This window comes from Gracilibacillus sp. YIM 98692, assembly GCF_010993965.1.
GTDB lineage: Bacteria > Bacillota > Bacilli > Bacillales > Amphibacillaceae > Gracilibacillus.
Genome location: NZ_WIXM01000002.1, coordinates 350,616 through 373,942 on the forward strand (window position 1 = coordinate 350,616; position 23,327 = coordinate 373,942).

At 36.0% G+C, this 23,327-nt stretch carries 27 protein-coding genes; all 27 read left to right on the forward strand.

Translation table 11 applies throughout. The annotated features are described in order from the left end of the window. Positions 1-21: 21 nt before the first annotated feature. Positions 22-951, forward strand: coding sequence for a flagellar basal body rod protein FlgG (gene flgG, locus GHD00_RS03945; RefSeq protein WP_163536800.1), 930 nt, complete (start codon positions 22-24; stop codon positions 949-951). Positions 952-995: 44 nt separating this feature from the next. Then, positions 996-1,220 carry a flagellar FlbD family protein gene (locus GHD00_RS03950; protein WP_163536801.1) on the forward strand — a complete coding sequence of 75 codons (225 nt, stop codon included), beginning with the start codon at positions 996-998 and terminating at the stop codon, positions 1,218-1,220. Beyond that, positions 1,210-1,626: a flagellar basal body-associated FliL family protein gene (locus tag GHD00_RS03955; RefSeq protein WP_163536802.1), complete on the forward strand. Its 417-nt coding sequence runs from the start codon at positions 1,210-1,212 to the stop codon at positions 1,624-1,626. The genes GHD00_RS03950 and GHD00_RS03955 overlap by 11 nt, the downstream gene beginning before the upstream one ends. Positions 1,627-1,653: 27 nt before the next feature. Then, complete coding sequence (gene fliM / locus GHD00_RS03960) at positions 1,654-2,658, forward strand: flagellar motor switch protein FliM (RefSeq protein ID WP_163536803.1); 1,005 nt, start codon at positions 1,654-1,656, stop codon at positions 2,656-2,658. Next, positions 2,648-3,823: a flagellar motor switch phosphatase FliY gene (gene fliY / locus GHD00_RS03965; RefSeq protein WP_163536804.1), complete on the forward strand. Its 1,176-nt coding sequence runs from the start codon at positions 2,648-2,650 to the stop codon at positions 3,821-3,823. Before fliM ends, fliY begins: the two co-directional genes overlap by 11 nt. A gap of 21 nt (positions 3,824-3,844) precedes the next feature. Next, a complete protein-coding gene (locus GHD00_RS03970) occupies positions 3,845-4,207 on the forward strand; it encodes a response regulator (protein ID WP_163536805.1) in 363 nt (120 codons plus the stop codon). Positions 4,208-4,217: 10 nt separating this feature from the next. Then, on the forward strand, positions 4,218-4,862 hold the full coding sequence (locus GHD00_RS03975) for a flagellar biosynthetic protein FliO (protein WP_163536806.1): 645 nt from the start codon (positions 4,218-4,220) through the stop codon (positions 4,860-4,862). Continuing rightward, positions 4,859-5,536: a flagellar type III secretion system pore protein FliP gene (fliP, locus tag GHD00_RS03980; protein WP_163536807.1), complete on the forward strand. Its 678-nt coding sequence runs from the start codon at positions 4,859-4,861 to the stop codon at positions 5,534-5,536. Before GHD00_RS03975 ends, fliP begins: the two co-directional genes overlap by 4 nt. Before the next feature lie 24 nt (positions 5,537-5,560). Next, positions 5,561-5,830 carry a flagellar biosynthesis protein FliQ gene (gene fliQ, locus GHD00_RS03985; protein ID WP_163536808.1) on the forward strand — a complete coding sequence of 90 codons (270 nt, stop codon included), beginning with the start codon at positions 5,561-5,563 and terminating at the stop codon, positions 5,828-5,830. A 3-nt stretch (positions 5,831-5,833) separates the two neighbouring features. Continuing rightward, a complete protein-coding gene (gene fliR / locus GHD00_RS03990; protein ID WP_163536809.1) occupies positions 5,834-6,604 on the forward strand; it encodes a flagellar biosynthetic protein FliR in 771 nt (256 codons plus the stop codon). Positions 6,605-6,608: 4 nt separating this feature from the next. Then, positions 6,609-7,685: a flagellar biosynthesis protein FlhB gene (gene flhB / locus GHD00_RS03995; protein WP_163536810.1), complete on the forward strand. Its 1,077-nt coding sequence runs from the start codon at positions 6,609-6,611 to the stop codon at positions 7,683-7,685. A 32-nt stretch (positions 7,686-7,717) separates the two neighbouring features. After that, entirely contained in the window at positions 7,718-9,751 is a 2,034-nt protein-coding gene (flhA, locus tag GHD00_RS04000; protein ID WP_163536811.1) for a flagellar biosynthesis protein FlhA, read from the forward strand. Continuing rightward, complete coding sequence (gene flhF / locus GHD00_RS04005; RefSeq protein ID WP_163536812.1) at positions 9,748-10,854, forward strand: flagellar biosynthesis GTPase FlhF; 1,107 nt, start codon at positions 9,748-9,750, stop codon at positions 10,852-10,854. Before flhA ends, flhF begins: the two co-directional genes overlap by 4 nt. Further along, positions 10,847-11,707 carry a MinD/ParA family protein gene (locus tag GHD00_RS04010; RefSeq protein ID WP_163536813.1) on the forward strand — a complete coding sequence of 287 codons (861 nt, stop codon included), beginning with the start codon at positions 10,847-10,849 and terminating at the stop codon, positions 11,705-11,707. The genes flhF and GHD00_RS04010 overlap by 8 nt, the downstream gene beginning before the upstream one ends. 3 nt (positions 11,708-11,710) lie before the next feature. After that, positions 11,711-12,754 carry a protein-glutamate methylesterase/protein-glutamine glutaminase gene (locus GHD00_RS04015; RefSeq protein ID WP_163536814.1) on the forward strand — a complete coding sequence of 348 codons (1,044 nt, stop codon included), beginning with the start codon at positions 11,711-11,713 and terminating at the stop codon, positions 12,752-12,754. Between the two features lie 14 nt (positions 12,755-12,768). Further along, positions 12,769-14,811 carry a chemotaxis protein CheA gene (locus GHD00_RS04020; RefSeq protein ID WP_163536815.1) on the forward strand — a complete coding sequence of 681 codons (2,043 nt, stop codon included), beginning with the start codon at positions 12,769-12,771 and terminating at the stop codon, positions 14,809-14,811. Between the two features lie 10 nt (positions 14,812-14,821). Next, the gene (locus GHD00_RS04025; RefSeq protein WP_163536816.1) at positions 14,822-15,286 is read left to right on the forward strand and encodes a chemotaxis protein CheW; all 465 of its coding nucleotides are present in this window, start codon (positions 14,822-14,824) and stop codon (positions 15,284-15,286) included. Then, positions 15,283-15,918, forward strand: a complete 636-nt coding sequence (locus tag GHD00_RS04030) for a chemotaxis protein CheC (protein WP_163536817.1) — start codon at positions 15,283-15,285, stop codon at positions 15,916-15,918. The genes GHD00_RS04025 and GHD00_RS04030 overlap by 4 nt, the downstream gene beginning before the upstream one ends. Then, positions 15,915-16,406, forward strand: coding sequence for a chemotaxis protein CheD (locus GHD00_RS04035; protein ID WP_163536818.1), 492 nt, complete (start codon positions 15,915-15,917; stop codon positions 16,404-16,406). Before GHD00_RS04030 ends, GHD00_RS04035 begins: the two co-directional genes overlap by 4 nt. A gap of 51 nt (positions 16,407-16,457) precedes the next feature. Next, complete coding sequence (locus GHD00_RS04040; RefSeq protein WP_163536819.1) at positions 16,458-17,222, forward strand: FliA/WhiG family RNA polymerase sigma factor; 765 nt, start codon at positions 16,458-16,460, stop codon at positions 17,220-17,222. A gap of 19 nt (positions 17,223-17,241) precedes the next feature. Beyond that, positions 17,242-18,609, forward strand: a complete 1,368-nt coding sequence (locus GHD00_RS04045; RefSeq protein WP_163536820.1) for a DUF342 domain-containing protein — start codon at positions 17,242-17,244, stop codon at positions 18,607-18,609. 32 nt (positions 18,610-18,641) lie between these two features. Next, positions 18,642-19,136: a DUF6115 domain-containing protein gene (locus GHD00_RS04050; RefSeq protein ID WP_163536821.1), complete on the forward strand. Its 495-nt coding sequence runs from the start codon at positions 18,642-18,644 to the stop codon at positions 19,134-19,136. A gap of 144 nt (positions 19,137-19,280) precedes the next feature. Then, the gene (gene rpsB / locus GHD00_RS04055; protein ID WP_163536822.1) at positions 19,281-20,033 is read left to right on the forward strand and encodes a 30S ribosomal protein S2; all 753 of its coding nucleotides are present in this window, start codon (positions 19,281-19,283) and stop codon (positions 20,031-20,033) included. Positions 20,034-20,113: 80 nt separating this feature from the next. Then, positions 20,114-21,001 (forward strand): translation elongation factor Ts, encoded by an 888-nt coding sequence (tsf, locus tag GHD00_RS04060; protein WP_163536823.1) that lies wholly within the window; start codon positions 20,114-20,116, stop codon positions 20,999-21,001. Positions 21,002-21,141: 140 nt separating this feature from the next. Beyond that, entirely contained in the window at positions 21,142-21,867 is a 726-nt protein-coding gene (pyrH, locus tag GHD00_RS04065) for a UMP kinase (RefSeq protein ID WP_163536824.1), read from the forward strand. Then, complete coding sequence (gene frr, locus GHD00_RS04070) at positions 21,867-22,424, forward strand: ribosome recycling factor (protein ID WP_163536825.1); 558 nt, start codon at positions 21,867-21,869, stop codon at positions 22,422-22,424. The genes pyrH and frr overlap by 1 nt, the downstream gene beginning before the upstream one ends. 130 nt (positions 22,425-22,554) lie before the next feature. Then, positions 22,555-23,325, forward strand: coding sequence for an isoprenyl transferase (locus tag GHD00_RS04075; protein WP_163536826.1), 771 nt, complete (start codon positions 22,555-22,557; stop codon positions 23,323-23,325). Positions 23,326-23,327: the final 2 nt, after the last annotated feature.

Here is a 23,327-nt window from a genome sequence, read left to right on the forward strand (position 1 = left end):
TAAAAGAAAGGAAGTTTTCATATGTTGAGATCCATGTATGCAGGTATTTCTGGAATGCAAAGCTTTCAAACAAAATTAGATGTGGTAGGGAATAACATTGCCAATGTGAACACCTCGGGATTTAAGAAAGGGAGAGCTACTTTCCAAGATATGCTTAGTCAACCAGTGAAAGGGGCAAGCCAGCCGACAGATCTACGAGGTGGTGTGAATCCCGCTCAAGTTGGAATTGGTGCACAATTAGGTTCTATTGATAACATCCATACACAAGGCAGCCGCCAAACGACAAATAGACCGCTAGACTTACAGCTTGAGGGTGATGGAATGTTTGTTCTAGGGCGTGGATTTGATGCCCAGAATACAGATAGCTTTAATACAAATGGTATTTCTCAAAATCAAAATGTAGAGCTTCAATATTCTAGAGCAGGAAATATGTATCTAGATGATAATGGGTATATTGTGAACGCAAATGGTCAGTATTTAATGGGGTTTAAAGCAGATGGTACAAATGATAATGTTAATCCGGACGAAACTGGGCCGATTAATATTCCGGCTGGTGCTCAAAGTTTTAGTATCCAAGGAAACGGTATTGTGAACTATATAGAAAGTGGAGAAACGAAAGTGGCAGGTCAAATCGCACTATCCAAGTTTTCCAATCCTGGAGGTTTAGAAAAAGTAGGGGCTAACATGTTTCAAGTTACGGTTAATGATGGGCAAAACTTCATTGATGGGGATAATAGTGGAGATTATAACGCAGCAAATGATACCATCTTATTTGCTCCAGAAGATGCTGGTACTGCTTCCATTGTGTCCGGAGCGTTAGAAATGTCTAATGTTGATTTGTCTGAAGAGTTTACAGAGATGATTACTGCACAAAGAGGTTTCCAAGCCAATACACGAATTATTACAACATCTGATGAGATTTTACAAGAACTTGTAAACTTAAAACGATAAAAGGAGGTAGGGGATCTAGGCACTATCTATGATCCTCCCAATCTATGATTGAATTAACGAGATTAAATCATAAAAGTTTTGTTCTTAATGCGCTTCTAATAGAACAAGTAGAAACTTTTTCGGAAACAACTATTACGCTAGCCAATCAAAAAAAGGTGACAGTAAAAGAATCCAAAGAAGAAGTAATGCAACTGGTAACAGATTATTATAAAAAAATTGGCTTGTATCAACTTCATAGAGAAATAGGTGATCAGATTCATGAATCCTAAATTAATGAAAGTTTTAGTAACTTTATTAATTATTATAACGATTGCGGGTGCTGGCATCCTATATGTTGTGTTAACAAAAGAGGATAATACAGGAAAAGCCAAGACATTAGATGAAATGGTTGAGTTTTCCTATACAACAGAGGAGATGCGGACTGATTTAAAAGATGATCATTATGTGCTCATTCAATTTCGTTTCATGATGAACAGTAAAGCTGGTAAAGAAGAAATTGAAAAGCGTGAATTCCAAGTGAAAAATGAATTTATTAAACAATCCGTCAAACTAACAGTAAACGATTTTCAAGATAACTTAGAAAAGCTAGAATCAGAGATTCAAACAGTGATGAACCAAAAAATGACGGATGGTGTCATCGATGAGGTATTAATCATTAGTAAAGTAGTGCAATAAGAACTGCTCCAAAATGGAGGGGAAAGAATGTCAGAAGAAGTTTTATCCCAACATGAGATAGATGAATTGTTATCGGCATTATCTTCAGGGGAGATGGATGCAAACCAGTTAAAAGAAGAAAAAAAAGACAAGAAAATAAGAGCATATGACTTTAAACGAGCGCTTCGATTTTCTAAAGATCAAATTCGAAGCATATCTAGAATTCATGATAATTTTGCTCGACTACTATCTACTTATTTTTCTGCTCAACTGCGTACATATGTCGATATATCTGTAGCATCTGTTGATCAAATTCCTTATGAAGAGTATATTCGTTCCATCCCTACGATGACGATTTTAAATGTATACAGTGTATCTCCACTTAACGGAAGAATGATCTTTGAATTTAATCCGAATATCGCTTACTCCATGTTAGACCGAATGCTAGGGGGTAAAGGTGATTCAGTAAATAAAGTGGATAACTTGACAGAGATTGAGACAACGCTTATGACTCAATTATTTGAAAAAGCTTTAGACAATTTGCAGGAGGCGTGGAGTTCCGTAATAGAAATTGACCCTATTTTAGAAGAATTTGAAGTGAATCCTCAATTTCTTCAACTGGTGTCTCCAAACGAAACAGTTGTAGTTGTTTCTCTTGATACAACAATTGGGGAAAGTACAGGAATGATAAACATATGTATTCCACATGTTGTGCTAGAACCTATCATCCCTAAACTATCAGCCCATTATTGGATGCAGAATAGTGAAAATAAAATAGAGCGAAAACCGGAAGAATACAACATTATCGCTAAAAATATAAAGCAGACAAGCCTGGATTTATCGGTCTTATTAGGAAAAACCGAAATTACACTGGAAGAGTTAATGTATATGGACAAGGATGATACTTTATATCTCGACCAATTGATTGATCAACCTTTATCTTTATATGTTGATCACAAACCGAAATTTTTGGTGCAGCCAGGTAAAAGAAAGCATAAGCTTGCTGTACAAGTGATAGAAGAAATAAAGGGAGGGGATCAAAATGAGGAATGATGATATGTTGTCACAGGAAGAAATTGACGCATTATTAAATGGCAGCCCGGACAGCGATGAGGATACAAATACTCCTCCTAACACAGATCGCTACATCACTTCGATCGAAGAGGATGCACTAGGTGAAATTGGTAACATATCTTTTGGCAGTTCTGCCACAACTTTATCAACATTATTAAATCAAAAAGTAGAAATTACCACTCCAAGAATTAGCGTGGTACATAAAGGAGAGCTGGAGAACGAATTTCCAGAGCCATACGTAGGGGTAGAAGTAAAATATACAGAAGGTTTTAGCGGTGCCAATCTATTTATTTTAGAATCTAAAGATGCTGCTACGATTGCTGATTTAATGTTAGGTGGAAATGGAGAATCTGCTGATACTGAACTGAATGACATACACCTCAGTGCAGTACAAGAAGCAATGAATCAAATGATGGGTACTGCCGCAACAAGTATGTCTACTATTTTTAATAAAAAGGTAGATATTTCTCCACCGTCTATCGATGTAATAGATGTTACCGAAGAGGAAACGAATAAAACATTATCCCAGGAAGAAGATGTTTTAATTAAAGTATCTTTTCAGTTAAAAGTTGGATCTTTAATTGATTCCAGAATTATGCAATTATTACCGGTATCTTTTGCTAAAGAGCTGGTCGACCAGTTGTTAAACTCATCTGATGAACCAGAAAGTACGGATGAACAAACTTCTACTCCTAGTCAAGAAGAAGAGGGAGATTCATCAGAACCAATTAGAGAAGAGGAACCAAAATCAGCGCAAGCGGTAAGTGATGATAAACAAAAGAAAAGAGAGCCGCAACAGCTAGGCAGTAATACCATTCCAAATCAAGAAGTGCAAACTGCTTCCTTTAGTGATTTTCAAGATGTATCCCTGCCGCAAGAAGAACAGCGTAATTTAGATCTTTTAATGGATATACCGCTACAAGTAACCGTTGAGCTAGGCAGGACTAAGAGAACTGTAAAAGAGATATTGGAATTAACGTCCGGTTCGATTGTTGAATTAGATAAATTGGCGGGAGAGCCTGTCGATATACTCGTAAACCAAAAATTAATTGCCCAAGGGGAAGTTGTTGTAATTGATGAAAACTTCGGTGTCAGGGTAACAGACATTTTAAGTAAAGAGGATAGGTTAAAAAGATTAAAATAATAAATGAAAGGATGAGAAGTAATGGCGAAAAAAGTATTAATTGTAGACGATGCAGCATTTATGAGAATGATGATCAAAGATATTTTAAGTAAAAATGGATTTGAAGTTGTAGGAGAAGCACAGGATGGTGCAGAGGGAGTGGAAAAATATAAAGAGTTACAACCTGACCTTGTTACGATGGATATTACAATGCCGGAAATGGACGGTATTACCGCATTGAAAGAAATTCAAGCAATAAACAGTAATGCGAAAGTGATTATGTGTTCCGCAATGGGGCAACAGGCAATGGTAATCGATGCGATTCAAGCAGGGGCAAAAGATTTTATTGTAAAACCATTTCAAGCAGATCGTGTGATGGAAGCTATCACGAAAGTGGTTGGATAATGAGGTGATCATGATCTTTCGTCAAATTCTGTTCATCACGACAATCTTGTGTCTATTTTTCTTTTATACGGGCGAAATAGATGCATCTATTTCAGTAGAAGATTATTTTCAAGAAGAAAATTTGATAGATAAACCATCAAATGCGACCGATGATCCTCCTTCATTCGCAAATGACAACAATGAAGAGAAAGGTGATACACCCAGTGTCTGGATGAGCTTTTTAAAGATGTTGTTGGCTCTAGTTATTGTAGTTGGACTTATCATCTTTATATCTAAATTTTTGCAAAAGAAAAAGGGGTTCTTACAACAGAACCAACTAATGGAGAACTATGGCGGTATTTCTGTTGGTGCAAATAAATCTGTACAGACCGTTCGGGTGGGTGAGAGATATTTAGTTATTGGAGTTGGCGACAATATTGATGTGCTAATGGAAATTACGGAGCCTGAAACCATTAATCTATTAAACAAAGAGTCAAATTCTGAAACAACTATTGATCATTTAAAAAATAAGTGGACAAAGCAATCAGATAATAACGACTCTGACAACATCTTAAGAAAAGATTTTCAGCAATTGTTTGCAAAGGAGCTAAATTCAATGAAAGACGGAAGGAAACAAATTTTAAATAAAATGAAGGAGAAAAAGAATAGATCATGACGATCTTGTTAATTGATGTGTTTTCAAGTGCAGATACAGACAGTGTGACAACATCTGTACAGTTGCTATTATTACTTACTGTTTTATCTTTAGCTCCAAGTATTTTGATTTTAATGACAAGCTTTACAAGAATTTTAATTGTCCTGTCTTTTGTGCGAACATCCTTAGCAACTCAAACAATGCCGCCAAATCAAGTGTTAATTGGTTTAGCATTGTTTATGACTTTTTTCATTATGGCTCCAACCTTTCAACAAGTAAACGAGGAAGCTTTACAGCCATTATTTAACGAAGAGATTAACTTAGATGAAGCATATGAAAATGCAGGCAGGCCAATAAAAGAGTTTATGGCTAAACATACTCGTCAAAAAGATTTAGCACTATTCATTAATTATGCAGAAATGGATGAACCTGAATCCATTTATGATATTCCTTTAACAACGCTAGTACCTGCATTTGCTATTAGTGAATTAAAAACAGCATTTCAAATGGGTTTTATGATTTTTGTTCCATTCTTAGTGATCGACATGGCTGTAGCCAGTGTTTTAATGTCTATGGGTATGATGATGTTGCCGCCTGTTATGATTTCATTACCTTTTAAGATTCTATTATTTGTTTTAGTTGATGGCTGGTATTTGATCACACATTCTTTATTAGATGGATTTTTCCCATTGTAGAAGAACGAGAAAGGAGATTATATAGTGAGCGGAGAATTTGTCATTTCATTAGCAGAACAAGGTATTTATACCATTTTACTCGTAACTGGGCCGCTCCTATTATTAGCACTGGTAGTGGGACTTTTAGTGAGTATATTTCAAGCCACCACCCAAATACAAGAACAGACACTAGCTTTTATACCAAAAATCGTAGCTGTCCTAGTTGGTATTATCGTATTTGGACCATGGATGCTTACAACAATGGTAGAATTTGCAGCAAACCTATTTCAAAATCTAAACCAGTTTGTAGGGTAGTGTATGATAGATCTATTAAATATAAATAGTTTACCTGGATTCATTCTTATACTAGTTAGAGTGATGTCTTTTTTTGTAACAGTACCAATTTTTTCATATCGAAATATTCCTACTCATTTAAAAATAGGATTAGGCTTTTTTTTAGCATGGACGATGGTTTATGCCACTCATATCCCTTCTATTATAATCGATGGTTTCTTTATTATTTTAGTATTAAAAGAAGCAGTAATAGGTTTGCTGCTCGGATTAATTGCTTACTTGATATTAGCCGCTATACAAATTGCTGGGGGCTTTATAGATTTCCAAATGGGTTTTGCTATTGCGAATGTTGTCGACCCGCAAACAGGAGCTCAAAGTCCTTTGATTGGGCAGTACTTTTACACTATTGCTATTTTATTTTTACTCACGGTAGACGGACATCATTTATTAATAAATGGTTTATTATACAGTTTTGAAATCATTGCACTCGATCAACTGATCGAATTTAACTCCATCGATTATGTATTACAAGTATTTAATCAAATGTTTGTGATTGCTTTTCAACTTTCGATCCCGATTGTTGGGTGCTTGTTTTTAGTCGATGTGGCGTTAGGAATTATAGCAAGAACTGTACCGCAACTTAATGTGTTTGTCGTTGGTTTACCGTTAAAGATTCTCGTATCTTTTGCTGTATTATTTGTTTTTGTCGTGTTCTATATCATGATTGTCAAAAAACTTTTTCAATTTACTTTAGAAGTAATAGGTAATCTTATCCAAATTTTCGGAGGTGTATAATAAAGTGCTGCGATTAGACTTACAATTTTTTGCGGGAGAAAAAACTGAAAAGGCAACTCCGAAAAAAAGACAAGATGTGAGAAAAAAAGGGCAAGTTGCGAAGAGTCAAGATGTCAATACAGCTATTTTATTATTCTTTGTCTTCATTATTTTATATGTAACCGGTGATTTGTTAAAAGAAACCATGACATCTATGTATCGCAGCTCATTTACCGAATACATTCACCATGATCTAACACAAGATTATTTGTTCCATGTTTTTATAGATGTACTTCGGCAAATAAGTTTAGCACTATTACCTATTGTATTAATGGCTATTGTGGCTGGACTGGCATCTAACTTTTTACAGATTGGATTTCTCTTCTCAACGGAGCCATTAAAGATGAAATTAAATAAAATCGACCCTATCCAAGGAATGAAGAGAATTTTTTCTGCCAGGGCGCTTGTAGAATTGGCTAAATCGATCCTGAAAATCATTTCAGTTGGTGCTATTACGTTTTCGATTATTTGGATGAATAAAGATGAAATGATTATGTTAGTTGACAAGGATTTAAATGGGGCATTAGCCTTTTTTGGTACGATGACTGTGCAGATGGGGGTTGCAGCAGCAATTGGGTTGTTAATTATATCTGTTATTGACTATACGTATCAGCGTTATGATTTCGAGAAGCAAAATAAAATGTCTAAAAACGACATTAAAGATGAACACAAAAATATAGAAGGGGATCCGCTAATCAAATCCAAAATAAAGGAAAGGCAAAAGCAAATGGCTATGCAGCGGATGATGAGTGAAGTCCCAGAAGCTGATGTAATTATCACTAACCCTACCCATTATGCGATTGCAATCTCATATGATGAGAACAAAGCTGACGCTCCATATGTTGTTGCCAAAGGTGTTGATTTTGTGGCTAGGAAGATAAAAGAAGTGGCACGGAGTCATCAAGTGATGATGGTTGAAAATCGACCTTTAGCAAGAGCATTATATGACAAAGTGGAAATAGGAGAAGTAATTGATGAAGAATTTTTCCAGGCGGTTGCTGAGATATTAGCATATGTATACAGAGTTGAGAAGAAAATTTAAAGTTATGTAAGTAGAAGGAGTTGTACATCAGAATGAAAGCTAGAGATTTTTCTGTGTTGCTAGGTGTTATATTAATTATTATTATGTTAGTCATTCCATTACCAGGATGGATCTTAAGTATTCTTATATTAACGAATATATCTCTAGCCTTAGTCGTTATTTTAGTTTCCATGAATACGACAGACGCATTACAGTTTTCTGTATTCCCGTCACTTTTGTTACTCTTAACTCTATTTCGCCTTGGTTTAAACGTATCGACAACGAGGTCCATTCTATCGGATGCACAAGCTGGTGATGTGGTGGCCACATTTGGCAGTTTCGTTATTGGCGATAATCCTCTTGTCGGTTTCGTTGTCTTTGTTATTTTAGTGATTATACAATTTTTAGTTATCACGAAAGGAAGCGAGCGTGTTTCGGAAGTGGCAGCTCGTTTTACCTTAGATGCGATGCCTGGTAAGCAAATGAGTATTGATGCAGATCTTAATGCTGGCATGATTAATGAGCAGCAAGCAAAAGAGAGAAGAGAGAAAATAGAAAATGAAGCGGATTTCTATGGTGCAATGGATGGTGCCAGTAAATTTGTTAAAGGTGATGCCATTGCAGGAATTATCATCGTTTTGATCAATATTATATTTGGTTTAATTATAGGGATGGCACAGTCTGGAATGAGCTTTAATGAAGCTATGGATACCTATATGCGATTGACTGTAGGAGATGGATTGGTTAGTCAAATACCTGCTTTACTTATTTCGACTGCAACAGGTATTGTTGTTACTCGTGTTGCAACAGATGGGAATTTGAGTGCCGATGTTAGTAAACAGTTACTCCGATACCCTACTTTGCTATATGTAGCCGGAGGTACCATATTTTTTCTAGGATTTACGCCGATTCATTTCATACTGACAACCATTATCTCTCTTGTATTAATTATTTCAGCTTACTTGTTATCACGAAGGCCGCATGAAGAAGTAGAGCCGACCGAAGAAGAAGTAGATGAATCTGAATCTGAAGAGATGAAAAAGCCAGAAAATGTTGTAGGCCTAATTAATATGGATCCAATCGAATTTGAATTCGGTTATGGCTTGATTCCATTAGCGGATACGAATCAAGGTGGGGATTTATTAGATCGAGTAGTTATGATTCGCAGGCAATTAGCCATTGAATTGGGGCTAGTCATTCCGGTAGTCCGAATAAGGGACAATATTCAGCTTGATCCTAATGAATACCGCTTGCGGATTAAAGGAACAGAGGTAGCGAAAGGAGAGCTTTTACTAGATCATTATCTAGCGATGAGCCCAGGAATAGAAGAAGATGAACTAGATGGAGTAGATACAGTTGAGCCTGCTTTTGGTTTGCCAGCTAAATGGATTACAGAAGAAACGAAAGATGATGCTGAGATGCTTGGCTATACTATTGTGGATCCACCTTCAGTGGTCTCCACTCATATTACCGAAGTAATAAAGAAACATGCCTTTCAATTATTAGGGAGACAAGAAGTGCAACAATTACTTGATCATCTAAAAGAAAGCTATCCAATATTAGTGGAAGAAGTAACTCCTGATCCGCTCTCTATAGGTGATATTCAAAAGGTGCTTTCTAAATTATTACGAGAACATATCTCGATTAAAAATCTCCCAGTTATTTTTGAGACGTTAGCGGATTTTGGGAAAATGACGACAGACACTGATTTACTTGCAGAATATGTCCGCCAATCCTTATCAGCACAGATTACGAATGAATTGATGCAAGGAAAAGATCAGTTAAGAGTGGTTACATTATCAGGGAATGTAGAGAAATTAATAGCAGAGCACATACAGCAAACAGAGCATGGTAGTTATTTAGCCTTAGATCCAGAATCACAACAAAAAGTTGTTCAATCTGTATCGGAAAATGTGGAAAATATGACATTACAAGAAGAGCAGCCTGTTGTTTTATGCTCCCCAACCATTCGAATGTATGTCAAACAATTACTTGATCGTTTTTTACCACAGGTTATTGTTCTTTCCTACAATGAAATTGAACCTACAGCAGAAGTACAAAGCATCGGGGTGGTGAATGTCGCATGAAAGTAAAAAAGTTTAAAGGAAATACGATGCCTGAAGTAATGCAGGTTGTTCGTAAAGAGCTAGGAGCAGATGCCGTTATTCTTCAATCGAGAGAAGTACAGGAAGGTGGCATTTTTGGGCTATTTAAAAAAAAGAAGATTGAAGTACATGCAGCTATAGATCCTTCCCCTATTTCAAAAACGAGTTCTATTCAGCCACACTCAAAAATGCTTGATCAAACAGACAAAAAGCCTGACTCCGGACAGGTTGACATGTTAGAAGAGATACAAGAAATGAAACATTGGTTTAAAAGACAAGTTGAGCATCATCAAAATTACCCTGATGCTTTTCAAAGTATGTTGGATAAATTAGTTGATAAACAAGTTAATCCAAAGATTACAGAAGATATTGTGGATACGATCTATCAACGGTTGTCACCTAAAGCTACGGAACAGGAAGTATGGAATGAGATGAGTTTAGAGATTAGAGATCGACTTGCAAATAATGGAGATTATGGAGGACTGTCATTTCAACACAAAGTTGTTGCTTTAGTTGGCCCTACTGGCGTTGGTAAAACGACTACCATTGCAAAATTAGCTGCTCATTACCGCTTGAAAAAGCATAAGCATGTAGCGTTTATAACAACAGATACTTATAGAATAGCAGCCATAGATCAGTTGAAAACATATGCAGAAATTTTAGATGTACCGCTTGAGGTGGCATATAATGCAGATGATTATCAAAAAGCGAAAGAAAAATTTCAAGATTATGATATTATTTTTGTCGATACAGCTGGCCGAAATTTTTTAGAACAAAAGTATGTAGAAGAGATAAGCCAAACGATTGAATTACAGAATGCAGAAGCTTATCTTGTTCTATCATTAGCAACTAAAAAAGAAGATCTAGAGTCAACCTTTAACCAATTTAAACATATTCCGTTAGATAAGGTTATATTTACGAAAAAAGATGAAACGAGTACATATGGAGCCATTTTAAACATCTGTTTACAAAATAAAATAGGTGTTGCTTATTTTACAAATGGGCAAGATGTACCAGATGATATAGAAACTGTATCAGTTGATCGGATAACTGAACTGGTAATTGGTGGTGCCAATTATGATTGATCAAGCAGCTAAATTGAGAAGTATGGTAAAACATAAGACTTATGACGAACATAAAGCGACAGCAATTGCTGTCGCAAGTGGGAAGGGTGGTGTGGGGAAGTCTAATTTTGCGTTGAACTTTTCGTTAGCCCTTAGACAAAAAGGTAAAAAAGTGCTGCTTATTGATTTAGATTCAGGAATGGGAAATATTGATATTCTTATTGGATCAACAGCTGTTCATTCATTAGTAGATTTATATGAGAATCAATTGACGATATATGATATTATAGAACTAGGTCCAAAATCCCTTCATTATATAGCAGGAGGAAATGCCCAGGACAAAATATTTCATTTAGATCAACAACGGTTAGATTATTTTTTTTATCAAATGGAGATTGTCTTTCCTGTATATGATTTTATTATTTTGGATTTAGGAGCAGGGGTGACAAAAGAATCGATTCAATATGTTCTAGCTGCTGATGAATGTATATTAGTGACAACTCCTGAACCTACAGCATTAACAGATGCATATGCCATGATAAAACATATTTTGTTGCAGCAAAAGCAAGCCATTCATCTAGTGATGAACAAAGTGAACAATCAAAAACAGGGGCGTGAGTGTATGGATAGAATGATAGGTGTAGTGAAACAATTTCTTCATCACCATGTTAATCCTTTAGCTATTATTCCAGAAGATCCTATCATTCCAAAATCAGTACTTGCGCAAACGCCTTTTTATTCAAGTAGTCCAAAAGCACTATCGTCAAAAGCGATTGATACAGCTGTTACGACATTTATTGGTGAGGTAGATCAAAATCATAAAAAAGCGAACTTTTTAAGTAAGCTGAGACGTTTTATGTTAGAGAGGGATTAGCCAATGAATAAAAAAACAGTATTAGTGGTCGACGATTCTGCATTTATGAGAAAAATGATATCAGATATCATCAATCGCTCCAACTCTTTAGAAGTCCTGGATACAGCTAGAAACGGTAAAGATGCTATGGAAAAAAGGAAAAAACTCCGTCCAGATGTTATTACATTAGATATTGAAATGCCATTAATCGATGGCATTGCAGCATTACAAGAGATAATGAAGGAGGATCCATTACCAGTTGTTATGCTGTCAAGTTTAACAAAAACAGGTGCTGATAAAACGATTGAAGCAATGACATTAGGTGCTGTTGACTTTATTACCAAGCCATCAGGCTCTATATCTTTAAATATTCGAGATATAGAAAGTGAAATTATAAAAAAGGTTGAACAGGCAGCTCAAGTGCAATTGCCTGAAACAAAGAAAAACACTAGCTGGACCCAGGTTTCGTATAGCACTAAAAAAATGAAGGGGAATAATAGTTTGGTCGCGATTGGATCTTCAACTGGCGGCCCGCGTGCCTTGCAGAACATCCTTACAAGTTTATCAAAAAATTTTTCAGCACCGATCGTTATTGTACAGCATATGCCGAAAGGATTTACAAAATCACTTGCAGAGCGATTAAATCGTCAATCTCAAATCGAAGTAAAAGAAGTAAGAAATGGGGAAATGCTGGAAAATGGTGTGGCATATATAGCAGAAGGGGGCAAACAATTTCAAGTGGTGGAAAAAGAAGGTAGGTTTGTCGCTCAAGTGGACAAAAAAGTACCAGTTAATGGCCACCAACCCTCTGTTGATACATTGTTTCATTCTATTTCTTTACTAACAAATTGTCATCCAATTGCAATCGTGTTAACGGGAATGGGGAAAGATGGAGCAACAGGGATCAAACAATTAAAGCGCCGCCACCCAAGGACATTGTGTATAGCACAATCAAAGGAAACTTGTGTGGTTTATGGGATGCCGCAAGCAGCAGAGAAAACGAGTTTAGTAGATTACATAATAGATTTGGATGAGATTAGTCAAATGTTACAGCATAAAATTCAGTAAGAGGTGAGAGTTTGATGGAAAACAACGAATACCTTGATGTATTTCTTGATGAGAGTAATGAGCATATACAAACTTTAAATGATCAGCTTCTGGTATTAGAAAAAGAGCCAAAGGATTTACAACCAGTTGATGAAATTTTTCGTTCAGCACATACGCTTAAAGGGATGGCGGCAACGATGGGGTTCCAAGACTTAGCAAACCTTACTCATCAAATGGAAAATGTTTTAGATGCAGTAAAAAATGAGCAAATTTCGATAAATTCGACAATAATTGACACGGTGTTTCAAGCAGTTGATCAATTAGATGAAATGGTCATGGATATTTCAGATGGTGGTGAAGGAACGGCAGATGTTAGCCACTTAGTTGAACAGCTTCGAGCTATTGAACAAAATCAGGAATTAGATGAAGAAAAGTCTAATAAAGAAGAAAAAACAAAAACAGATTCGCAGTCGAGCTCTATATTTCAAGAAGTAGATTCTTATGAGAAAACAGTATTAAAACAATCGGAAGAAAGCGGATATTCCAATTATGAAGTGCAAGTAACATTACAAGAAAATTGTTTATTAAAAGCAGCTCGTGTGTATATGATTTTCGAAGTTTTAGAACAAGTAGGAGAAGTGATAAAATCTGAACCTCCTGTTCAAGATTTAGAGGAAGAGAATTTTGAATTTCATTTCCAGGTATTATTGGTAACGAAAGAAAGCGCAGAGGAAGTAAAACAACGTATTTTTAAAGTATCAGAAGTGGAAAGTGTACAAGTGACTCCTTTCAATTTAGGTGATGACCAATCTAATACGGCTTCTGATGATGCAGCGATTCAAGCGGAATCGAAAGATGACAAGGAAAGAGAACCAAAAAAGAAAGACAAGCAGAACAATAATAAGCCCTCGTCGAAAAAAGGTACAGCTAATAAAACGATTCGTGTGAATATTGATAAATTAGATGGCTTGATGAATCTGTTTGAGGAAATGGTTATTGATCGAGGGCGTTTGGAGCAAATTTCAGCTGACTTGAAGAATCCTGAGCTGCAAGATACAGTCGAGAGAATGTCTAGAATTTCTGGTGATTTACAGGATATTATCTTAAATATGCGTATGGTGTCTGTAGAGCAAGTATTTAATCGTTTCCCGCGTATGGTTCGTCAGTTATCAAAAGACTTAGGGAAACAGATTAATTTAGAAATCATTGGTGCAGAAACAGAACTCGACCGTACTGTAATTGATGAAATTGGAGATCCTTTAGTTCATCTAATTCGAAATGCCTTAGATCATGGAATTGAATCACCACAAGTTAGAAAAGAAAAAGGAAAATCAGAAGAAGGACATCTATTACTGAAAGCATATCATAGTGGAAATCATGTTTTTATTGAGATTTCAGATGACGGTGCAGGCATTAATCGCGACAAAGTCATTTCAAAAGCGGTTGCTAACCAAGTGATAACTGAAGAGGAAGCAAACCATCTAACTGATAAGCAAGTATATCAATTGATTATGTCCAGTGGCTTCTCGACAGCAGATCAGATTTCCGATGTATCCGGCAGGGGAGTTGGAATGGATGTAGTTAAAAATACAATCGAGTCACTTGGCGGAACCATCACTATTGAATCAGAAGAGGGGCAAGGGTCTCTGTTCTCTATTCAACTGCCTTTAACACTGTCGATCATTTCTGCGTTGCTAGTAGAGGTGGAAAATGAAAAATACGCGATCCCGCTATCGTCTATTATAGAAACAGCGGTGATTAAAAAATCAGATATTTTGAATGCACATGATCAGCAAGTTATTGATTTTCGAGGGAAGGTTGTTCCGCTTCTCTCATTGAAAAAAGTGCTTGATGTACCGGTGAACGAGGAAAAGGACGAAGAATTTTATTCGGTTGTCATTATTCGTAAAGGGGATAAAATGGCGGGTGTTATCGTTGATACTTTTATTGGACAACAGGAAGTCGTTCTTAAATCGCTTGGTGATTATTTAGGAGGAGTATTTGCTATCTCAGGTGCAACTATTTTAGGAGATGGGCAAGTAGCACTCATTGTAGATACAAATGCATTGATAAGCTAGGAGGGATAGAATGAACCAAAAATCTATTGTGTTTCTATTAGATGAAAAAGAATATGCGGTACCGGTAGAATATGTGATTGCTATTGAACGGATGCAGCAGATAACTAGAGTACCTAAAACACCCCAATATGTACAGGGAGTCATTAATTTAAGAGGTGTTGTAACACCTATTATAGATTTAAGAGAAAGGTTTGGTCTAATAAAAGGTGAAGAGACAGATAGCACAAGGATGATCATCATTCAGTATGATAAATTTAATGTTGGATTTATTGTAGATGCTGCTTATGATGTCATGGATATTCCGAATGATGCAATCGAGCCTGCTCCTAAGGTGATTGGTACAGAAGAAATAGATTATATCAATGGTGTAGCTAAGGTAGATCAGCGATTGATTATGCTTCTGCAATTAAATAAAGTGTTATCCGATTCATCTGCTAAAAATTCAGCCGAAACGGAAGGACTTACACAAGGATGAAACGGATAGAAGATTTTTCTCTAAGTGATTTTGATGTGTTACAAGAAGTCGGCAATATAGGCGCGTCACATGCTGCAACCGCTTTGTCACAATTAATAGATAGAAAAATAAATATGAGTGTCCCTTCTGTGAATTGTGTCGATTTTAATGAATTAATGGAAATAGTCGGCGGTCATGAAAAAAACATTGTGTCTATTTCTCTCCAAGTGGAGGGTGATGTTCCTGGGAGCATGTTTTTTGTGTTAACTCCAGAAGAAGCAGTCGTATTAGCTCAACAAGTTACAGGTGATTCTTCTATTGGGGTGTACCATTTACAAGATCATCCATTAACTCAATCAGCTTTATCAGAAGTTGGTAATATTTTGTCAGGGTCCTATCTTTCTACGTTATCAGATTTCACAAAATTACAAATGCAACCGACAGTTCCTCAACTATCAATTGATATGGCTGCTGCCATTCTAATGCAAGGAATTTTAGAAATCTCTGAAGAAAGTGATTTTGCATTAGTAATTGACACGATTATAAGAGAGGAAGGAAACTGGAACGAATCCGTAACAGGTCAATTTTTCTTCATTCCTGACCCAGACTCTTTCTCAAAAATCTTTCATGCTTTAGGAGTAGCAGGATCATGACGTCAACGAAAACGATGATTAAAGTGGGAATAGCTGATGTGAAGGTTGCGCAATCCCTTAGTATATTGAAAACAGCTGGTTTAGGCTCATGTGTTGGAATTGTATTATATGATGAAGACAAGGAGTTAGCTGGGCTAGCCCATATTATGCTGCCAGATTCTAAAGCATCTAAAAATAATAAAAATGTTTTTAAATATGCAGATACAGCAATAGATTGGTTGTTAGAGGAATTGTTATCCAAAGGGAGTCGGAGAGATGCTTTAAAAGCGAAAATGGCAGGCGGAGCGCATATGTTTTCTTTTAAAAGCAATGAATTGATGAAAATAGGTGAGCGAAATATTAAATCAGTTCATAGTAAATTGTTGGATTATCAGATCCCTCTCTTATCAGAGGATGTAGGTGGAAGTAAGGGGCGAACGATTGAATTTGATATCGAAACTTCCATGTTACATATAAAAACAATAAATGGAGTGGAAAAAGTTATTTAACTTCACTATTACTTTTTTTATACAACAAAGGATAAAACGGAAGGTGGTTCGATGGCAAAAGAACAATCAGAAGAACTGTTATTATGGGAAAATTGGCGTGACCAGCGAAATGATGAAAATACGAATAAACTTGTAGACCATTACATGTATCTTGTTCAATATCATGTTCAGCGAATTGCATCGAATCTTCCTAGAAGTGTTCAAACAGAAGATATTAAAAGCCTAGCTCTTTTTGGTCTATATGATGCTATCTTAAAGTTTGATTTTAAGCGAGATTTAAAGTTTGATACTTATGCTTCTTTTCGTATTAAAGGGGCCATTATAGACGGGCTTAGAAAAGAGGATTGGCTGCCACGTTCACAGCGAGAAAAAGTAAAGAAAGTTGAACAAGTCACAGAACAGCTAGAGCAACACCTGCAACGTGAAGTGACAGTTGAGGAAATTGCCCAAAAAACTCAATTGTCTAAAGGTGAAGTGGAAGAAGTAATGAAAAATAACTTTTTTTCCAATCTGTTGTCAATAGAAGACAAAGGTCATTCCCAGGCAGGGGAAATGAATGAAGGTATAGGTTACTTAATACCAGATGAATCAGAAATTACTCCAGAAGAAAATGTTGTGAAACAAGAAGAATTTCAAGAGCTGGCTAAATATATCCAACAGTTAAAAGAGAAAGAGCAACTTGTTATTAGCTTATTTTATGAAAAGGAATTAACATTTACGGAAATTGGAAATGTTTTAAATTTAACCACTTCAAGAATTTCACAGATTCATAAGCAAGCCATATATAAAGTTAGTCGCATGTATCAGAAAAAATAAAGATAAGTGAGGCTAGACCATGGATGCTATCAAACAAATATTAAGTATGGATATCTCTGATGATTGCTTGCAGGCGTTCATTCGTTTAAAAGATCTAGATCAATTGGCAGCTATAAAGGAAGATGATATTAAATCATTGATCGATAGCTTTAATATTAGCTATGGAATCAAGCAGTGGAAAACAATGGATTGGAAGGCTGCATTAGAAAAAGATCAATCTTTTTTAGTAGCGGAAGGGAAGCCACCTGTACACGGAGATGATGGTAAGTTTATTTTACAGGTTTCTGTAGAATCTTCCATTGAAGAAGAAAAAAAAAGAAATTTTCGTGATGTGATGCAAATCCCTTCTGTCGAAGAAGGTGATGCTTTAGGACAAATAATAGCTCCAACTAATGGACATGCTGGTATCGATATTTTTCAACAGCCAATCAAACCAATAAGGGGAAAAGAAGTTCGAATGAAATCTGGGGAAAATGTTCAATTTGATCATGAAGATCAAATCTTTTATGCTTCCTGTTCAGGACAGCTTTCAATAAATAGAGAGATTATAAATGTCTTTCCATTATTTGAAGTAAATGGTGATGTTACATTAAAAACTGGAAATCTTGATTTTATTGGTTCGATTGTCATTAAAGGGAATGTTCCTACTGGTTATCAAGTTACCGCTAAAGGTGATATTACAGTTTATGGACTTGTCGAGGCTGCTCATATACAAGCTGGAGGAAGTATATTAATCAAAGAAGGTATTGCTGGAATGGATGAAGCCATTTTAAAAGCCGGCGCAAACGTAGAATCTACTTACATTAATCAAGCAGAGGTCCAAGCAGGACAAGATATAAAAGTGAGCAAATCAATTATGCATAGTAATTGTGTTGCGCAAGAAAACATTTTATGCCAAACTGGCAGTGTCATAGGTGGGACGATATCAGCTGGGCACTTAATCGAACTAGGCGATGTGGGAAATAGAGCGAACACCAAAACAGAACTAGCATTTGGAGTTAATAAAAAACTTAGTGAAAAGGTGGATTCCTTAGAACAAGAGCGTAAACAGCTTATAGAAAATGAACAAAAATTAAAAAAATTAGCGGAACAACTGTCATTGCAAAAGGATATAAACGGAGAATTGCCGCCAAAACAGCGCATCATGCTGTTAAAGCAAAGAAATATGTATAATAAGACAGTAGAACGATTAAAAATGATTGATGAAGCACTTCAACAATTACATGTTACCATTGGTCATTTATCTGGAATGAGTCTCCGTGTATCTGGAAAAGCATATGAAAATGTAGAGTTAATTTTCGGTAAGTATAAACGATTACTTACCCGAGAGTATCGATCTTTTCAAGCATATTTAGATGATAAGGAAATTGTCATTCATTCCATTTAAACGTAAAAAATGAAGAGTAAGAAGGTTATGAAATGGTTTATCTATTATTGTTATTAAGTTTTTTGATTCATATTATTACTTTTATTATCATTCGCCAATGGAAGGTGAAGCAAAATGAATGGATGGATTTAGAGAGAAAAGTAAAAAAAGAAGTAAAGAGCTTAGAAGATACTCTATCCTTATACTTAGTAGAAATAAAGGAAGAAAATCAAACTTTTGTCGAAGAGTTAAAAAAGATACCGTATGATCAACATGATGTTCCTGAAACTATCGACGAGAATGGTCATGAGATTCGAAAAAGGAACAAGAATCCTAATAAAGAAGATCATTCATTACATCATAACAAGGAAGAATATTACCCTCCAGCGCCTTCTGTGACAGATGAGATGGTGGAGCCCTCGAAACAAGCGCGCATTCTGCATTTGTTTCAAGAAGGCTATCAGGTGTCTGATATTGCGAAAAAATTAGATACTGGAAAAACAGAAATTGAGTTAATCTTAAAATTTCACAAAAAAAATGATAAATAGCTTGATTGCAATGAAGCGATGTGATATATTTATCCATGGTGTTAACTACACACGTTTGCAGAAGGTATAAGTGGTGCTGTTTCAGTCCTTATACTTGATGATGCAAATGGAGGATAAAAAACCAATTTAGGAGGAAGAATAATAATGGCAGTTATTTCAATGAAACAACTACTAGAAGCTGGTGTACATTTTGGACACCAAACACGCCGTTGGAATCCAAAGATGAAAAAATACATCTTTACAGAGCGTAACGGCATTTACATTATTGACTTGCAGAAAACAGTGAAAAAAGTGGAAGAAGCATTTAATTTTGTAAAAGAAATTGCTGAAAATGATGGAACTGTTTTATTTGTAGGTACGAAGAAACAAGCACAAGAATCTGTTCGCGATGAAGCGGTTCGTTCAGGTATGTTCTATGTAAACCAACGTTGGTTAGGTGGAACATTAACAAACTTTGAAACTATCCGTAAACGTATTAATCGTTTGAAAGATATTGAAAAAATGGAAGAAGATGGAACTTTCGAAGTACTACCTAAAAAAGAAGTAGTAGGTCTTATCAAAGAAAAAGAGAGACTTGTTAAATTCTTAGGTGGTATTAAAGAAATGAATAAGCTACCTGATGCATTATTCATTATTGATCCGCGCAAAGAGCGTATTGCAGTTGCAGAAGCACATAAATTAAATATCCCAATCGTAGGTATTGTGGATACAAACTGTGATCCAGATGAGATTGATTATGTGATCCCTGCAAACGATGATGCAATTCGTGCTGTAAAGCTTCTTACTGGTAAAATGGCTGATGCTATTTTAGAAGCAAAGCAAGGTGAAGTGACTGAAGAAGCAGCAGAAGAGCAAGCAAATGAAGTTGAAGAAGCTCAAGAAGCAGTAGAAGAGTAACAAAGGTTTGGGTGATAAGAGGGGGACCTTTTATCACCTTTTTTTAAGCAATATATGTAATATTAAAGGAGGAAATAATGATGGCAATTTCTGCAAAGCTAGTAAAAGAACTAAGAGAAAAAACTGGTGCTGGAATGATGGATTGTAAAAAAGCACTTCAAGAAACTGATGGTGATATCGAGAAAGCTGTAGACTTCCTACGTGAAAAAGGTATCTCAAAAGCAGCGAAAAAAGCTGATCGAATTGCAGCAGAAGGTTCTGCTTATGTAGAGGTAGAAGGAAACAAAGCGGTTTTACTCGAAGTGAACTGTGAAACAGATTTTGTTACCAAAAATGATCAATTCAAAGCATTGATGAAAGAATTGGCTGACCACTTACTTTCTCAAACTCCAGAAACACTAGAAGAAGCTCTTCAACAACCACTTCATGGGGATGGAGATACGGTAGAACAGTATATCACTAGCAATATTGCAAAAATCGGTGAAAAACTCTCCCTGCGTCGTTTCCAAATTTTCGAGAAGACAGACAATGATGCATTTGGTGCTTACACTCATATGGGTGGAAATATTGGTGTTATCACAGTACTTGAAGGTACTACAGATGAGCAGGTAGCTAAGGACATTGCCATGCATGTAGCAGCAGTTAACCCTCGTTATCTTTCTCGCGACTCTGTTTCTGCAGAAGATGTAGAAAAAGAGAAAGAAGTATTGAAAACACAAGCATTAAATGAAGGAAAACCAGAACATATCGTGGAGAAAATGGTAGAAGGTCGTCTTAACAAATTCTTCGAAGAAATTTGTTTATTAGAACAAAGCTTTGTGAAAGATCCAGACCAAAAAGTGAAGCAGATAGCGAAAAATCATAATGCTACTGTAAAATCCTTTGTTCGTTACGAGGTAGGGGAAGGTATCGAAAAACGTGAAGATAACTTTGCTGAAGAAGTAATGAACCAAGTGAAGCAAAAATAATAATGTTTGTTAGGAAGGGGCACATTGTGTCCCTTTTCTTTGAGAGTAGAATGGAAATATGTTAACTTATAATAAATTTATTTTCATATAGACATGGAAACGACAATTTTATTATAATATTTACATAAATGGAGGTTATTATGACTACTGCTAACTACAGAAGAATTGTCTTAAAATTAAGTGGCGAAGCATTAAGCGGAGAACAAGGTTATGGTCTTGAACCTTCTATTATCCGTTCTGTTGCAAAACAAGTAAAAGATGTCGTAGAATTAGGTGTTGAGGTTGTGGTTGTTGTTGGCGGCGGCAATATTTGGCGCGGTAAAGTTGGCAGCGAAATGGGCATGGACCGTGCTAATGCTGATTATATGGGTATGCTTGCAACCGTCATGAACTCATTAGCACTCCAGGATAGTCTAGAGAATGAGGGTATTCCTACTCGCGTTCAAACATCTATTGAGATGAGACAAGTGGCGGAACCGTACATACGACGAAAAGCGATCCGCCATCTTGAGAAAAAGCGAGTGGTGATTTTTGCTGCTGGTACAGGTAACCCTTATTTCTCTACAGACACAACAGCTGCTCTGAGAGCGGCCGAAGTAGAAGCTGATGTTATTCTTATGGCAAAGAATAATGTCGATGGGGTATATACTTCTGATCCAAAAGTTAATAAAGATGCTCAAAAATATGATTCCCTTTCCTATTTAGAAATTCTAAATGAAGGGCTAGGTGTAATGGATTCCACTGCTTCGTCATTATGTATGGATAATAACATTCCATTGCTTGTCTTCTCTATTTCAGAGGAAGGAAATATTAAAAAAGCGGTTCTAGGTGAAAACATCGGAACAATTATAAGGGGGAACCAATAATGTCAGAACAACTGATTAAGGAAACAGAAGAAAAAATGAATCAAGCTGCAAAAGCATATTCCAAAAACTTGGCAACTGTTAGAGCAGGAAGAGCTAATCCTGCATTATTAGATAGTGTGACAGTAGAGTATTATGGTGCACCAACACCATTAAACCAACTTGCTACAATTTCAGTACCTGAAGCACGATTATTAGTCATTACACCATTTGATAAATCTTCTATTTCTGATATTGAAAAGGGAATCCAAAAAGCAGACCTAGGTTTATCTCCATCAAGCGACGGTAATGTAGTCCGTATCAATATACCTCCATTAACAGAAGAAAGAAGAAAAGATTTAGTTAAATTAGTTGGAAAATATGCAGAAGAATCAAAGGTTCAAATCCGTAATATTCGTCGAGATGCTAATGACCAATTGAAAAAGGACGAAAAAAATGGTGATTTGACAGAAGATGAGTTAAAAGGCTTCCAAAATGATGTTCAAGCTGAAACAGATAAGTTTATTGCAAAAATTGATGAACTAACGAAGGGAAAAGAACAGGAAATAATGGAAGTATAAGCAAAAAAAAGGTAGAATAAAATGTAAGTATGATAGCCCTCTTGAATAAGAGGGTTTTTGCACTTTTATATCGAAGGTAATGATATACTTATAATGATACATAGGTGAAATGATTGATGGAGGATATTATATGGATTTGTTTAAACTTCCTTTTAATAAAAAGAATAGAAAGGCAGAGTCTTCCTTACAGCATAAAGACCAAGGCAGAATACCTAATCATGTTGCGATCATAATGGATGGAAATGGAAGATGGGCTCAAAAGAGAGGGTTGCCGAGAGTTGCCGGACATAAAGAAGGTATGGACAATATAAAAAAAGTTGTCAGAAAGGCTAATCAATTTGGAATTGAAGTATTAACCATATATGCATTTTCTACTGAAAATTGGAAACGGCCAACAGATGAAATTGAATATTTATTAAAATTACCGATAGACTTTCTGCAACACTACTTACCAGAGTTAATGGATCGTAATGTAAAAATTCAAACGATCGGTGAGGTAAATGCATTGCCGCAAAGGACAAAAGATGCTATTAAAAGGGCTGTAGATCAAACAACGCATAATACAGGGCTAGTCTTAAATATAGCCATTAATTATGGTAGTCGTCATGAAATGATACATTCTGTTAAACAAATATGCCAAGGAGTTATAGATGGTGCATATAGTGTAGATGATATAAATGAGGACATGTTAAATGACTATTTGTTTACAGCTGATTTGGGGGATCCAGACTTAATTATTCGAACAAGCGGGGAACTTAGATTAAGCAACTTCTTGTTATGGCAGGCTGCTTATTCTGAGTTATGGTTTACTGACATACTGTGGCCCGATTTTGACGGTGAACAGTTTGAGAAAGCGATTTACGATTTCCAAAGAAGAAAACGCCGTTATGGCGGAGTATAGGG

Coding starts and splice junctions, on each gene's coding strand:
- GHD00_RS03975 (WP_163536806.1), top strand. CDS start 4,218: ATGATCTTTCGTCAAATTCTGTTCATCACGACAATCTTGTGTCTATTT.
- GHD00_RS04025 (WP_163536816.1), top strand. CDS start 14,822: ATGAACCAAAAATCTATTGTGTTTCTATTAGATGAAAAAGAATATGCG.
- GHD00_RS03955 (WP_163536802.1), top strand. CDS start 1,210: ATGAATCCTAAATTAATGAAAGTTTTAGTAACTTTATTAATTATTATA.
- frr (WP_163536825.1), top strand. CDS start 21,867: ATGTCAGAACAACTGATTAAGGAAACAGAAGAAAAAATGAATCAAGCT.
- GHD00_RS04035 (WP_163536818.1), top strand. CDS start 15,915: ATGACGTCAACGAAAACGATGATTAAAGTGGGAATAGCTGATGTGAAG.
- GHD00_RS04030 (WP_163536817.1), top strand. CDS start 15,283: ATGAAACGGATAGAAGATTTTTCTCTAAGTGATTTTGATGTGTTACAA.
- GHD00_RS04020 (WP_163536815.1), top strand. CDS start 12,769: ATGGAAAACAACGAATACCTTGATGTATTTCTTGATGAGAGTAATGAG.
- tsf (WP_163536823.1), top strand. CDS start 20,114: ATGGCAATTTCTGCAAAGCTAGTAAAAGAACTAAGAGAAAAAACTGGT.
- fliP (WP_163536807.1), top strand. CDS start 4,859: ATGACGATCTTGTTAATTGATGTGTTTTCAAGTGCAGATACAGACAGT.
- flhF (WP_163536812.1), top strand. CDS start 9,748: ATGAAAGTAAAAAAGTTTAAAGGAAATACGATGCCTGAAGTAATGCAG.
- GHD00_RS04040 (WP_163536819.1), top strand. CDS start 16,458: ATGGCAAAAGAACAATCAGAAGAACTGTTATTATGGGAAAATTGGCGT.
- GHD00_RS04050 (WP_163536821.1), top strand. CDS start 18,642: ATGGTTTATCTATTATTGTTATTAAGTTTTTTGATTCATATTATTACT.
- GHD00_RS03970 (WP_163536805.1), top strand. CDS start 3,845: ATGGCGAAAAAAGTATTAATTGTAGACGATGCAGCATTTATGAGAATG.
- flhA (WP_163536811.1), top strand. CDS start 7,718: ATGAAAGCTAGAGATTTTTCTGTGTTGCTAGGTGTTATATTAATTATT.
- GHD00_RS04045 (WP_163536820.1), top strand. CDS start 17,242: ATGGATGCTATCAAACAAATATTAAGTATGGATATCTCTGATGATTGC.
- GHD00_RS04010 (WP_163536813.1), top strand. CDS start 10,847: ATGATTGATCAAGCAGCTAAATTGAGAAGTATGGTAAAACATAAGACT.
- fliM (WP_163536803.1), top strand. CDS start 1,654: ATGTCAGAAGAAGTTTTATCCCAACATGAGATAGATGAATTGTTATCG.
- fliY (WP_163536804.1), top strand. CDS start 2,648: ATGAGGAATGATGATATGTTGTCACAGGAAGAAATTGACGCATTATTA.
- rpsB (WP_163536822.1), top strand. CDS start 19,281: ATGGCAGTTATTTCAATGAAACAACTACTAGAAGCTGGTGTACATTTT.
- flgG (WP_163536800.1), top strand. CDS start 22: ATGTTGAGATCCATGTATGCAGGTATTTCTGGAATGCAAAGCTTTCAA.
- GHD00_RS04075 (WP_163536826.1), top strand. CDS start 22,555: ATGGATTTGTTTAAACTTCCTTTTAATAAAAAGAATAGAAAGGCAGAG.
- GHD00_RS04015 (WP_163536814.1), top strand. CDS start 11,711: ATGAATAAAAAAACAGTATTAGTGGTCGACGATTCTGCATTTATGAGA.
- fliR (WP_163536809.1), top strand. CDS start 5,834: ATGATAGATCTATTAAATATAAATAGTTTACCTGGATTCATTCTTATA.
- pyrH (WP_163536824.1), top strand. CDS start 21,142: ATGACTACTGCTAACTACAGAAGAATTGTCTTAAAATTAAGTGGCGAA.
- GHD00_RS03950 (WP_163536801.1), top strand. CDS start 996: ATGATTGAATTAACGAGATTAAATCATAAAAGTTTTGTTCTTAATGCG.